This window comes from Cellulomonas sp. Y8 (assembly GCF_008033115.1).
Lineage (GTDB): Bacteria > Actinomycetota > Actinomycetes > Actinomycetales > Cellulomonadaceae > Cellulomonas.
This window is the reverse complement of record NZ_CP041203.1, coordinates 3,013,480-3,026,002: the sequence shown is the minus strand read 5'-3', so window position 1 is coordinate 3,026,002 and position 12,523 is coordinate 3,013,480. Positions and strand designations below refer to the sequence as shown.

Genomic DNA, 12,523 nt, shown 5'->3' with positions numbered 1-12,523 from the left:
GGCTCGCCCGCGCGGAGCAGCAGGCTCACCCCAGCCGGGTCAGCCCCCTGCGCAGCCCGCGCACCGCCTGCCCGATCCGCTGCTCGTTCTCGATCAGCGCGAACCGCACGTGCCCGTCGCCGCCCGGCCCGAACCCGACGCCCGGCGAGACCGCCACGTCGCAGTCCCGCACCAGCATCTCGGCGAACTCGATGGACCCCATCTCCCGGTACGGCTCGGGGATCCGCGCCCAGGCGAACATCGTCCCCTTCGGCCGCAGGATGTCCCAGCCGATCCGGGACAGCCCGTCCACCAGCGCGTTCCGCCGGCTCTCGTAGACCGCGGAGAGCTCCGCCGGGTAGTCCGTCGCCTCGTTCAGGGTCACCGTCGCGGCGATCTGGATCGGCTGGAACGTCCCGTAGTCGAGGTACGACTTGAGCTTCGCGAGCGCGCCGACGACGTCCTTCCGGCCGACCAGGAACGCCACCCGCCAGCCGGCCATCGAGTACGACTTGGTCATCGAGTACAGCTCGACGGCGACCTCGGTCGCGCCGACGCACTGCATGATCGACGGCGGGGTCCAGCCGTCGAAGCACATGTCGGCGTACGCCAGGTCGTGCACCAGGACGACGTCGCGCTCCCGCGCCCAGTCGACGAGCCGCTGCAGGTCGTGGAGCTCGACGGTGGTGGTCGTCGGGTTGTGCGGGAACGACAGCACGATGACGCGGGGCTTCGGCCACCCCAGGTCCCAGGCCTCCATGACCCGGTCGACGTAGCCGGCCCCGTCGGTGCCGTCGCCGATCGGCACCTGCCGGGCGTCGGCGCCCGCGAAGTACGGGCCCCAGATGTGGATCGGGTACGACGGCGTCGGGACCAGCGCCGCGTCGCCGGGCTGGAGCAGCACCCACATGAGGTGGCTGAACCCCTCCTTGGCGCCGATCGTCGAGATGATCTCGGTGTCGGGGTCGAGCGTGACGCCGAACCGGCGCAGGTAGTGGTCGGCCACCGCCTGCCTCAGCTTCGGGATGCCGCGGGACGCGGAGTACCGGTGGTTCCGGGTGTTGTGCGCCGCCTCGGCCAGCTTCTCGACGGCGACCTGCGGGCTGGGCAGGTCGGGGTTGCCGAAGCCGAGGTCGACCACGTCGCGGCCGGCGCGCCGCGCCTCGACCTTGAGCGTGTCGATGATCGTGAACACGTAGGGCGGCAGGCCGGGGATGCGACGGAACTCCATGGCCCGACGCTAGTGCGCCCGGCCGTGCGGGGGTGCGCGCCGCGCGCGGCGAACCGGCATGATGCAGTGTCCGGCGGAGCGTCCGTCCGAGGAGGATCCCACCCATGACCAGCACCGCGGCGCCCGCGCCGACCCCGGTGACCGTGCGCGGCACGGCGATCGGCACCGGCCGGCCCAAGGTGATCGTGCCCCTGACCGGTGGCACCGTCGACGAGCTGCTCGCCCAGGCCGCCGCCGTGGTCGCCGCCGGGCCCGACGTCGTCGAGTGGCGGGTGGACCACCTCGAGGGCGGCCGCGCGACGCCGGAGGCCGCCGCCGCAGCCGGCACCGCGCTGCGCGGGGTGCTCGGCGACCTGCCGCTGCTCGTCACGATCCGCACCGCGCACGAGGGCGGGCTCGCGGACGTCACCGACGAGGCGTACGCCGCCGCCTACCGGGCCGTCCTCGCGACCGGCGTCGTCGACCTGCTCGACGTCGAGGTGATGCGGGACCCGGGCACGGTGCGCGCGCTGGTCGACCTCGCGCACGCCGCCGGCGCCGTCGTCGTCGCGTCCAACCACGACTTCGACGCCACGCCCGCGCGCGAGGAGATCGTCCGCCGGCTGCTGCACATGGCCGAGCAGGGCGCCGACGTGCTCAAGATCGCCGTCATGCCGCGCGACCCCGGCGACGTGCTGACGCTGCTGGCCGCGACGTGGGAGACGGCGCAGCGCACCGACCGGCCGCTCATCACGATGTCGATGGCGGGCACGGGGGTCGCGTCGCGCGTCGCGGGCGGCGTGTTCGGCTCGGCGGCGACCTTCGGGACGGTCGGGCCGGCGTCGGCGCCGGGGCAGGTCGAGCTCGGGGCGCTGCGCGCGGCGCTCGACGTGGTGCACGGAGGCTGACGGGCCCGGCCCCGGCGAGCCCCGCCCTGCGCCCCGCCGTCAGCGCCCGGCGCGCGCCGCCAGCGCCGCCGCGTACAGCTCCCGCTTCGGGATGCCCGCGACCTGGGCGACCTCGGCCACGGCGTCCTTGAGCCGCTCGCCGCCGTCCGCCCGGGCGAGCACCTCCGCGACGAGGTCCGCCTCCGAGGCCACCTCGCGCGCGGGGGCGCCGGCCACGACGACCGCGATCTCGCCGCGCACCTCGCCCGCCGCGGCCCACGCCGCCAGCGCGCCCAGCCCGTCGCGGACGACCTCCTCGTAGGTCTTGGTCAGCTCCCGGCACACGGCCGCGGGCCGGTCCGCGCCGAACGCGGTCGCCATGTCCGCGAGCGTCGCCGCGAGCCGGTGCGGCGCCTCGAAGAACACCATCGTCCGCGGCTCGCGCTCCAGGGCGGTCAGCGCGCGGGCCCGCTCCCCCGGCTTGCGCGGCGGGAAGCCCTCGAAGCAGAACCGGTCGGTCGGCAGCCCGGACAGCGCGAGCGCGGTCAGCACGGCGCTCGGCCCGGGCGCGGCCGTCACGGTCAGCCCCGCCTCGACCGCGGCAGCCACCACACGGAACCCCGGGTCGGACACCGCGGGCATCCCGGCGTCCGTCACGACGACGACCGTCCCGCCGCCGCGCACGACGTCGAGCAGCTCGGGCGTCGTCGCCGCCTCGTTGTGCTCGTGGTGGCTCACCACCCGCCCGCCGACCGTCACACCCATGCGCGTCGCGAGCGCCCGCAGCCGCCGGGTGTCCTCCGCCGCGACGACGTCGGCCTCCTCGAGCAGCCGGCGCAGCCGGGGCGAGGCGTCCTCCACGTCGCCGATCGGGGTCGCCGCGAGCACGAGCCGGCCGGTGCCGGGAGCCTGGGGGGTCACGCGGGCCAGCCTGCCACCTCCGCGGCGGTCCCCGCGCCGCGGACCTGCGTCCGCGCCACGCACCCACCGCCCCGTCGACGACGCGACCCCGCAGGTCCCGCCCAGGCGGCGCCCCTACGATGGCGACCGTGCCGCAGCCCGACCCCGTGCCCGACGAGCCGGGTCCCCGCGACCCCTCCGACGCGCCGGGCAGCAGCGGCCTCGGCCGCGACGCCCCGGACGCGGGCGAGCGGCGGTTCCCGCCCGTCGTCCCGCCCGGCCCCGACGACGCCCCCACGGCGCCGCGCACGACCGGCACCGTCATGACGGAGGCCGCCCCGCCCGGCGACGCCACCCCCGGCGGCGGGGCCGCACCCGAGGGCACCGGCCGGCACGGCCACGCGGTCCCCACCCCGGCGGCGGGGACGCTCGTCATCCGCGCCGGCGAGGACCCCGACCGCGAGGACGACCCCGGCCTGTCGACGCACGACCGGCTGCTCGTCTCGCTCCTGGGCGCCCGCACGCTCCTGCTCGGCGCGACGCGCCGGGCCCGGGTCACCGGGTGGCTGTGGCCGTTGGCGGTGACGCTGCTCGGCGGCGTGCTGCGGTTCTGGGACCTCGGCCGGCCGCACGAGCTGGTCTTCGACGAGACCTACTACGTCAAGCAGGCGTACTCGCTGCTGAGGCTCGGGTACGAGGGGTCCTGGGGCGACGACGCGAACGCGCTGTTCGCGCAGGGGGACGGCTCCGCGCTCGGCACGTCGCCGGAGTACGTCGTGCACCCGCCGGTCGGGAAGTGGCTGATCGCGCTGGGCATCCAGCTCGGCGGCGGGATCGGGTCCGCGACCGCCTGGCGGCTCGCGTCGGCCGTCGTCGGGACGCTCGCCGTCCTCATGGTCGCCCGGATCGCGCGCCGGCTGTTCGCCTCGACCGCGCTCGGCACGGTCGCAGGGCTGCTCATGGCCGTCGACGGCGAGGCGATCGTGCACTCCCGCACGGGGCTGCTGGACAACTTCGTCATGTTCTTCGCGCTCGCCGCGTTCGGGGCGCTGCTGCTCGACCGGGACCAGGCCCGCCGCCGGCTGGCCGCGCGGACGGCGGCGGTCCTCGACTCCGGGGCGGAGCTGGGCCTCGGCCCGCGGCTCGGCTGGCGGTGGTGGCGGTTCGCCGCGGCCGTGCTGCTGGGCCTGTGCATCGGCACCAAGTGGTCGGGCCTGTACTTCCTGGCCGTCTTCGGGCTGCTGTCGGTGGCCTGGGACGCCTCCGCGCGCCGGTCGGTCGGGGTCCGCGCGTGGGTGCCGGCGACGCTGTGGCGGGACGCGATCCCGGCAGGGTTCATCGTGGTGCTCACCGCTGCCGGCACGTACCTCGGCACCTGGGCGTCCTGGTTCGCGCACCCCGGCTCCTACCTGCGGCAGTGGGCCGTCGAGAACCCCGGCGAGGGCGTGACCTGGCTGCCGCCCGCGTTGCGCTCCCTGTGGCACTTCCACACCCAGATGTGGGAGTTCCACACGCACCTCACCGCCGAGCACGCGTACGCCGCGCACCCGCTGGGCTGGATCATCCAGTGGCGGCCGACGTCGTTCTACTACCCGACCGAGGTCTCCGGCCTGACGGGGTCCGCCGCGCGCGAGCTGTGCGGGGCCGACGCCTGCTCGCAGGCGATCACCTCGCTCGGCAACCCGGTGATCTGGTGGCTCGGCGCGCTGGCGCTGCTGATCGCCCTGTACCGGCTGCTCGTCCGCCGGGACTGGCGCGCGGGCGCGGTGCTGTCCGGCATCGCCGCCGGCTGGCTGCCCTGGTTCCAGTACACCGAGCGGACGATCTTCACCTTCTACTCGATCGCGTTCACGCCCTGGGTCGTGCTGACGCTGACCTACGTGCTGGCGCTGCTCGTGCAGGGCCGGGACGAGCGCCAGCGCCGCCGGGGGCTGGTGGCCACCACGGCGGTGCTGGTCGTCGTCCTCGCGGTCAGCGCCTTCTTCTACCCGATCTGGACCGCGTGGGTCGTGCCGTACGACTTCTGGCACGTCCACATGTGGCTGCGGTCCTGGATCTGACGACCGTCGTCAGCCGAGGTCGACGGCCCAGTCGACCTGCGGGCTCGGGTACCAGGCGTACCCCTCGGCGTCCCAGTACGGCCCGTGCGCGGCGACCCGGGTCGCGAAGTCGTCCCAGTCCCGGCGGTCGGCCGGCGTCCACGCGACCTCGGCGACGGCCGCGAGCCGGGGCAGCAGCATCGTCATGAGGTCGTCGAGGCTGCGCAGCGTCTCGGTCCACACGGTCGCCTCGACCCCGATCACGGAGCCCTCCGGCAGGCCCGGCACCAGCGCGGTCGGCTCCCAGGCGTAGGCGTCGCGCAGCTCGATGTGCCCGGCCCACTCCAGCCCGAGCGCCGTGTCCCCGTCGTACTTCATGTCGAGGTAGGCCTTCGAGCCCGGCGACATCAGCAGCCGCGCCCCCGCCTGCGCCGCGGCGACGATCGGCGCGGGGTCCATCCGGGTGTCCCAGTACTGCACGACCGTGCCCGGCTCGAGCGGCGTGGTGGCGATCTCCTGCCAGCCGACCACCTGCTTGCCCGCGGCGCGCACGGCGTCGGAGGCCATCCGCACGAGGCGCGCGTACTCGTCGCGCTCCATCGTGTGCACCTCGTCGCCGCCGATGTGCACGTACTCCCCCGGCGTCACGGCCGCGACGTCGCCGAACACGTCCCGCAGGAACGGCTCGGTCGTCGGCAGGTCCGCGGTGAGCCGGCTGAAGCCGACCTCGATGCCGGTGTACGCCTCGGCCGGCTCGCCCGACGGCGTCAGCTCGCCGTACGCGTGCAGGGCCGCGTTCACGTGGCCCGGCACGTCGATCTCCGGCACCACCCGCACGCCGCGCGCGGCCGCGTACGCGACCAGCGCCTGGAACTCCTCGGTCGTGAAGTAGCCGCCCGGGTCGCCGTCGACGGCCGTGCCGCCCGAGCGCGCCGCCAGGTCCGGCCGGGACGGCAGGTCGAGGCGCCAGCCCTGGTCGTCCGACAGGTGCAGGTGCAGCACGTTGAGCTTGTACGCCGCCATCAGGTCGACGACGACCCGCAGGTCGTCCGGCCCGAAGAAGTGCCGCGCCACGTCCACGGACAGGCCCCGCCAGCCGTGCACCGGCTCGTCCTCGACGTGCACCGGCCAGGCGGCGAACGTGCCGTCGTGCGGCCGCAGCACCTGGTGCAGCGTCGCCAGCCCGCGCATGAGGCCCTCGGCGGTGCCTGCCGCGACCCGGACCAGGTCCTCGGCGACGTCGAGGTGGTACTGCTCCCCCGACAGGTGCTCGGGGTCGAGCACGAACGCGACGTCGCCCGGCTGGGTGGGCTCCGCGACGTCGCGGTAGCGCACCTCGACGGTGCTGCCGGAGATGCGACTGAGCTGCTCGGCGGCGAGCACGCCCAGCGCGACCTCCGCGGGGCTGACGCCCGTGGTCACGGTGGTGGCGGCGGAGACGACGAACGGCGCACCCTCGGCCTCGCGCACCAGCCGCGGCGCCGGCACGAGTCGCAGGGGTGTGGTCGGAGCGGGCACGACGGTCCTTCCGGGCGACGGACTGAACACGGGCGCACGACGGCCCGGCCCCCGCGCACCAGTGTGCCCGGTTCGTCCGGTCCCGTGGGGCGACGCGCGGGACGGGTTCGCGCGCCGTGGTCGCCGACGGCCGGGAGCGTCAGGCGCGCGCGACCACCGGGTCGGGCTCGGGGTCCGTCGCCGCGAGCCGGCGCGCCAGCACCGCGCAGGTCGCGAGCTGCAGCTGGTGGAACACGATCACGGGCAGCGCGACACCCGCGGCCGCGACCGGCCCGAACAGCACGCTCGCCATCGGCAGGCCGGTGGCCAGGCTCTTCTTCGACCCGCACATGAGCAGCGCGATCCGGTCGCCGCGGGACAGCCTCAGCGCGCGCCCGCCGCTCCACGTGATATCACCAGCATCGCCGCGAGCAGCACGGCGCAGACCACGACCAGCGCGACGAGCACGCCGACCGTCAGGTCGTCCCAGACGCCCGACGACTCGGCCTCCGACACCGACCCGTACGCGACGAGCAGGATCGTGCCGCGGTCGGTGATGAGCGTCACCGGCTTGTGCGCGCGGACCCACGCGCCGATCTTCGGCTGCAGGAGCTGGCCCACCACGAACGGCAGCAGCTGCAGCAGCGTCGCACCGGCCGAGCCGCCGACCGGACCCCCCGCCCGCGACATGAGGACCCCGACCAGCAGCGGCGTCAGCACGATGCCGAGCACGTTCGACACCGTCGCGCCGGTGATCGCCCCCGCCACGTTGCCGCGCGCGATCGACGTGAACACGACGGACGACTGGATCGTCGACGGCAGCAGCGACAGGTACAGCAGGCCGGTCTTGAGGTCGGCCGGCAGCACCGAGTCGGGCAGCACCTGCACCGCGAGCCCGAGCACCGGGAACAGCAGGTACGTCGACGCGAGCATCCCGCCCTGCAGGCGCCAGTTCTTCAGGCCGTCCCAGACCTCGCTGGTGGCCATGCGGGCGCCGTAGAGGAAGAACAGCAGGACGACGGCGGCGGTGGTGACGTGGTCCAGGCCGGTCGCGAAGCCGCCGGAGGCGGGGGCGAACAGCCCGAGGAGGAACACCGCGACGATCATGACGACGAGCGGGTCCACCCACGTCTTGGTCGCGGACCAGGCCCGGGACCACCGGCCCGGTCGGGACGGGATCGCTTCAGGCACCGGGTCATTCTGCCACCGCGGCCCGGAGCGCCCGGCCGCGGTCCGCGCGCCGGGCGGCTCGCCGGGACGTCGTCAGGAGGGCGGCAGCACGTCGTACGTCAGGTGCGCGAACTGGTCGAACCGCTCGGCCGACCGCAGCCGCAGCCGGTCCGGCCCGACCCGCCGCGGCAGCACCGGCGCCCCGCCGGTGAGGGCGGCGGGCGCCACGCTGACCTGCACCTCGTCGAGCGCCCCGGCGTCGAGGAACTGGCCCGCGAGGTCGCCGCCACCGATGACCCACGCGTCGCCCGCGCCGGCCGCCGCGTGGATCGCCGGCAGCGCCTCCGCCACCGACCCGCGGACGAACCGCACGTCGGCGCCCTCGGGCACCGGCAGGTCGCGGCTCGTGAACACGTAGTACGGGCGCGCGCCGTAGTACGCCGGCCACTTCTCGGGGTGCGCCACGAGGTCCTCCTCGCGCAGCACCCACTCGTAGGTGGTCGAGCCGGACACCAGCACCCCGATGCCGGCCAGGAACGCCTCGTGGTCGGGCCGGGTCGCGGAGTCGACCGCGAACAGCCAGGCGAGCGAGTTGTCCTCGTCCGCGATGAACCCGCTGAGCGACGTCGCCGTGTTGTAGATCACCCGCATGGCACCGACGCTAGCGGCGACCACCGACACGCCCGCCGGGGAACGACGAAGGCCCGGGATCGAGGATCCCGGGCCTTGCCTTCAGGTGGAGCTGAGGGGATTCGAACCCCTGACCTTCTCATTGCGAACGAGACGCGCTACCAACTGCGCCACAGCCCCTTGAAGCGGTGATCAGCCTAGCACCCGTCCGAGGGTGCTCACGACACGGCTGGTCGCGGCCCTACGCGCCGGCAGCGCGGCGGCGGGCGAGGACGGCGTTGAGGTCGATCGAGCCGGTCGGCTCCTCGGTCGCCGGGGCGGTGACGCCCCCACGGGCCGGGGCCGCGTCGGAGGGCGCGGGCGCGCCGGCGGGGGTCGCGTCCGCGGGTGCGGCGGACGGGGTCGTGGGCGCCGGGGCGCCGTCCGTGCCCGTCGCCGTGACCGCGGTCTGCTCGGCCGCGGGGACGGCCGCCTCGTCGGGGGTCGCCGTCGTGCGGCGCGCGGGCGCGGCGTGCGTCGAGCCCTCGACCTCGCCCAGCGGGGCGGGCTCGCGGCGCGGCGCGGGGGCCTTCGTGGCGTAGGTGGGCCGGGGCACGGCGACCGGCGTCCACGTGTCGCCCTCGCGGCCGCCGTCCCGCACCCGGGTCGAGGTCCGGACGGGGGCGTCGGCGCGCACCCGCTCGATCGCCTGGGTCTCGGTGAGCGACGGGCGCACGGCGCGCCCCGCGGCGCCCTTGCGGCCCGGGCGCGCGGCCCGCTCGCGCAGCGGCGCGGTGGCCTCGTGGATCCGGCGCTGCCACTCGTCCTCGGCGAGGCGGCCCTGCACCACGGCGCGACGGCCGAGGCCGAGCACCCCGGCGAGCAGCACCGTCGGCACCAGGCCGGCGAGCACGCCGAGGGCGGTCACGCCCGCGACGACCCACCCGACGACCGTGGCGGCGAGCAGCACGCCCGCGAGGGCACCGCGCCGGCGCGCGGCGGCGCCCCGGCGGGCGGTCGCGGCGGCGTGGGCGGCCTGCAGCTGCGCGGCACGACGGGCGGCGTCGGCGCCGATCCTGTCCTGGGTCCCGTGCGGTCGGTCCACCTCGGCCCCTCCCCTCTCCGTCGTCGCGAGCCGGTTCCCCGTCCCCGGGGTCAGCAGCCCGGCCCGCTTCTCCACCGGGCCGCAGTCCTGCCGGACTCCCCCCGCCACCTCCGCGCGCCGCCGGCGGCCGGACCCCTCCGGGCCGGTCACGGCGAGCACCCGCAGGGCGTCGGAGAACCGGTCGTCGGTCCGCGACTCCAGCAGCTGCTGCCGGTGCCGCAGCTTGTGCGGCACCAGGTACGCGATCCACAGGCCGACCACCACGAGGGCGGCTGGTCCGGCGAATTCGTACACTCCACGACGGTAGGTGCGGCGCAGGCACCGGCCCCGGACCCGTCGCGGCGTGTCGAGCGGCCCACCGCGTGAAAATCACACCGATGTCATTCGGCGGGCCGAGCACAGCCTGCCACACCCGGACGAACCCGGGCAGAGCGGACGGATCGGTCAGACGTCCGAAGACCGTCGCGCGTGCCAGCGCGCCAGCAGCCCGCGCGGCACGTCCTCCGTCGTCAGCGCGAACGTGCGGTGGTCGCACCACGCGCCCTGGATGTGCAGGTACCGCTCGCGCAGGCCCTCGTCCCGGAACCCGAGCTTCTCGACCACGCGCAGCGACGGCCGGTTCTCCGGGCGGATGTTCACCTCGACCCGGTGCAGCCCGAGCGCCGTGAAGCAGTGGTCGGTCGCCAGCGCCACCGCGGTCGGCGTGATCCCCCGGCCCGCGACGTGCTGCGCGACCCAGTAGCCGACCGACGCCGAGTACAGCGACCCGTAGGTGATCCCCGAGACGGTGAGCTGGCCGACCAGCTCCCCGGCGTGCTCGATCGCGAACGGCAGCGAGGTCCCCGAGCGGGCCTGTCGGTCGAGCGTCCGCACGAACTGCCCGAACGTCGGCCGCCGACCCGTCACGGGCTCGGGCGACGTCGCGTCCCACGGCTCGAGCCAGGCGGCGTTCACCGCGCGCAGCCGCATCCACGCGGCCTCGTCGGACCGCCGCAGCGGGCGCAGCCGGACGTCGCCGTCGGTGAGGGCCACGGGCCAGCCGCGCGGCATCAGCCCTCCAGCACCAGGCAGTGCACGACCTGCCCGGCGACGACGGCGGAGTCCTGCTCCCCCACGACGGCGAGGGCGTTGGCGTGCGCGAACCCGGTGATCGACGGGACCGCGGGGTCGCCGACGGGCGTGACGCGGTAGCCCTCGCCCGGCGTCCCCACCACCGCGGCCGGCACGAACTGCCGCACCCCCTCGGGCGACGGCCAGCCGACGTCCGCGCGCGCCGTCACCGACGGCCGGAACAGGTCGGTGTGCCCGGCCATCGCCCGCAGCGCGGGACGGACGAACACCTCGAACGCCACCTGCGACGCCACCGGGTGGCCGGGCAGCGCGAACAGCGGCACCGCGTGCGGCCCGTCGCCGAGGGTGCCGAAGCCGTGCCGGAAGCCCGGCGCCATCGCCACCTGGTCGAACCGCACCGTCCCCAGCGGGGCGAGGACGTCGGCGAGGGTGTCGTGCTGCGACTCGGACAACCCGCCCGTGGTGACCACGACGTCCGCGCGCACCAGCTGGTCCTCGAGCGCCTCGCTGAGCACGGCGCGGTCGTCCGGCACCACGCCCGCCCGGACCGGGGTCGCACCCGTGTCCCGGACCGCCGCCTCGAGCGCGTGGCCCGCCGACTCGTACACGCCGCCGTCGCGCGGCGGCGTGCCGGGCTCGGCGAGCTCGGACCCGATCGAGACGATCACGACGCGCGGCGCGGGGTGCACCCGGAGCCGGCCACGACCCGCGGCCGCGGCGGTCGCGAGCTGCCGCGCACCGAGCCGGGTGCCGGCCGCGAGCACGACGGCGCCGCGCACGGTGTCGGCACCGACGGCGCGGACGTGCTCGCCCGGCACCGGCACCCGGTGCAGGGCCACCCGCACGGCGCCGCGGTCCGTGTCCTCGGCCGGGACCACGGCGTCCGCGCCCGCGGGCACCGGACCGCCCGACGCGATCCGCACCGCCTGGCCCGGGGCGAGCCGCAGCGCCGCGGGATCGCCCGCGAGCACGTCGTGCGCGACCGGCAGCACCAGGGGCGCGCCCGGGGCACCGCCCCGCAGGTCGCCGGTCGCCACCGCGTAGCCGTCGCGCGCGGCGACCGGCCGGGCGGGGACGTCCGCCGGGGCCACGACGTCCTCGGCGAGGATCGTGCCGGCCGCGTCGGCGAGCACCACGTCGAGCGGGGCCACCGGTCCGACCCCGGCGAGCACCGCCGCGAGCTGGTCCTGGACGGATCTCATGCCCGCATCATGCCCGCCCGGTGCGGCCCGCCGCCCACCGGCCGCGCCGGTTCAACCCCTTTGGTCCTACCCGGTGCGGGGGCGATTTGCGAGACTGGGTGCCATGAGCGCCGCTGCCCAGCCGTATCCGCACGTCTCCGACGGCAGCAGCATCACCGAGGTGAAGGACGAGTTCCGGGCCGCCATCCGTGCAGCCCGCCGCGCGCGGTCGCCCCGCCTGCGAGCCGCCGCGGCCGAGGCGTTCGTCGACGTCGTCCAGACGATCCCGGTCCTCGCGGACGCCGGGGTGGTCGCCGCCTACAGCGCCCGACCGACCGAGCCCGACACCGGCCCGCTGCTCGACGCGCTCGCCGCGCGCGGCGCCCGGGTGCTGCTCCCCGTGCTCGGCGCCGGCCTGCAGCGGGAGTGGGCGTGGTTCGCGGGACGGCACGACCTGCTGGAGCGCGCGCCCGGCCGCCCGCCGGAGCCGTCCGGCCCCTCGCTCGGCGCCGACGCCATCGCCGAGGTCGACGTGATCGTGGCGCCTGCGCTCGCCGTCGACACCGCCGGGAACCGGCTCGGGCAGGGCGGCGGCTGGTACGACCGCGCGCTCGCGCACGCCCGCCCGGGGACGCCCGTCGTCGCGCTGGTGTTCGCCGAGGAGCTGTACGACGCCGGGACCCGGCCGCTGCCCCACGAGCCGCACGACCGGACGGTCGACATGGTCGCGACGCCCGAGCGCTGGGTCCGGCTCGGCGGCTGAGCGGGGGCGCGCGGGGCCCGCCCCCGGGGCCTGCGCGGACGCACGCCGAGGAATATCGCGGGCGCGCGTATCATTGGCACTCGGACAGAAGGAGTGCCAGGGGCGCGGGCGG

General features: G+C 76.2%; 12 protein-coding genes and 1 tRNA gene. 3 read left to right on the top strand and 10 right to left on the bottom strand.

What is annotated here, in order from left to right; translation table 11 throughout:
• Nucleotides 1-25: 25 nt before the first annotated feature.
• Nucleotides 26-1,210, bottom strand: coding sequence for an aminotransferase class I/II-fold pyridoxal phosphate-dependent enzyme (locus FKM96_RS13690; RefSeq protein ID WP_147795708.1), 1,185 nt, complete (start codon nt 1,208-1,210; stop codon nt 26-28).
• Between the two features lie 104 nt (nt 1,211-1,314).
• Between FKM96_RS13690 and aroD the strand changes: the two genes are divergently transcribed.
• Nucleotides 1,315-2,097, top strand: a complete 783-nt coding sequence (gene aroD, locus FKM96_RS13685) for a type I 3-dehydroquinate dehydratase (RefSeq protein WP_147795707.1) — start codon at nt 1,315-1,317, stop codon at nt 2,095-2,097.
• Between the two features lie 39 nt (nt 2,098-2,136).
• Here aroD and rsmI read toward each other — a convergent pair whose 3' ends face one another.
• Nucleotides 2,137-2,997 carry a 16S rRNA (cytidine(1402)-2'-O)-methyltransferase gene (rsmI, locus tag FKM96_RS13680; protein WP_147795706.1) on the bottom strand — a complete coding sequence of 287 codons (861 nt, stop codon included), beginning with the start codon at nt 2,995-2,997 and terminating at the stop codon, nt 2,137-2,139.
• A 128-nt stretch (nt 2,998-3,125) separates the two neighbouring features.
• On the opposite strand from rsmI, the gene FKM96_RS13675 reads away from it, so the two are divergent.
• Nucleotides 3,126-5,036, top strand: a complete 1,911-nt coding sequence (locus tag FKM96_RS13675) for a dolichyl-phosphate-mannose--protein mannosyltransferase (protein WP_246854974.1) — start codon at nt 3,126-3,128, stop codon at nt 5,034-5,036.
• A 9-nt stretch (nt 5,037-5,045) separates the two neighbouring features.
• Here FKM96_RS13675 and FKM96_RS13670 read toward each other — a convergent pair whose 3' ends face one another.
• From FKM96_RS13670 to glp, 8 genes are all read right to left on the bottom strand, one after another.
• Nucleotides 5,046-6,533 carry a family 20 glycosylhydrolase gene (locus FKM96_RS13670; RefSeq protein WP_147795705.1) on the bottom strand — a complete coding sequence of 496 codons (1,488 nt, stop codon included), beginning with the start codon at nt 6,531-6,533 and terminating at the stop codon, nt 5,046-5,048.
• A 139-nt stretch (nt 6,534-6,672) separates the two neighbouring features.
• Nucleotides 6,673-6,864 (bottom strand): bile acid:sodium symporter, encoded by a 192-nt coding sequence (locus tag FKM96_RS21845; protein ID WP_256375919.1) that lies wholly within the window; start codon nt 6,862-6,864, stop codon nt 6,673-6,675.
• 32 nt (nt 6,865-6,896) lie between these two features.
• Nucleotides 6,897-7,703: a bile acid:sodium symporter gene (locus FKM96_RS13665; RefSeq protein ID WP_256375918.1), complete on the bottom strand. Its 807-nt coding sequence runs from the start codon at nt 7,701-7,703 to the stop codon at nt 6,897-6,899.
• A gap of 72 nt (nt 7,704-7,775) precedes the next feature.
• Nucleotides 7,776-8,333, bottom strand: coding sequence for a dihydrofolate reductase family protein (locus tag FKM96_RS13660; RefSeq protein WP_147795704.1), 558 nt, complete (start codon nt 8,331-8,333; stop codon nt 7,776-7,778).
• An 86-nt stretch (nt 8,334-8,419) separates the two neighbouring features.
• Nucleotides 8,420-8,492, bottom strand: a tRNA-Ala gene (locus FKM96_RS13655).
• Between the two features lie 61 nt (nt 8,493-8,553).
• Nucleotides 8,554-9,690, bottom strand: coding sequence for a hypothetical protein (locus FKM96_RS13650; RefSeq protein ID WP_147795703.1), 1,137 nt, complete (start codon nt 9,688-9,690; stop codon nt 8,554-8,556).
• A 150-nt stretch (nt 9,691-9,840) separates the two neighbouring features.
• The gene (locus FKM96_RS13645; protein ID WP_147795702.1) at nt 9,841-10,446 is read right to left on the bottom strand and encodes a GNAT family N-acetyltransferase; all 606 of its coding nucleotides are present in this window, start codon (nt 10,444-10,446) and stop codon (nt 9,841-9,843) included.
• Nucleotides 10,446-11,669, bottom strand: coding sequence for a gephyrin-like molybdotransferase Glp (glp, locus tag FKM96_RS13640; protein ID WP_147795701.1), 1,224 nt, complete (start codon nt 11,667-11,669; stop codon nt 10,446-10,448). The genes FKM96_RS13645 and glp overlap by 1 nt, the downstream gene beginning before the upstream one ends.
• 103 nt (nt 11,670-11,772) lie before the next feature.
• Between glp and FKM96_RS13635 the strand changes: the two genes are divergently transcribed.
• Complete coding sequence (locus tag FKM96_RS13635) at nt 11,773-12,411, top strand: 5-formyltetrahydrofolate cyclo-ligase (RefSeq protein ID WP_147795700.1); 639 nt, start codon at nt 11,773-11,775, stop codon at nt 12,409-12,411.
• Nucleotides 12,412-12,523 lie beyond the last annotated feature (112 nt).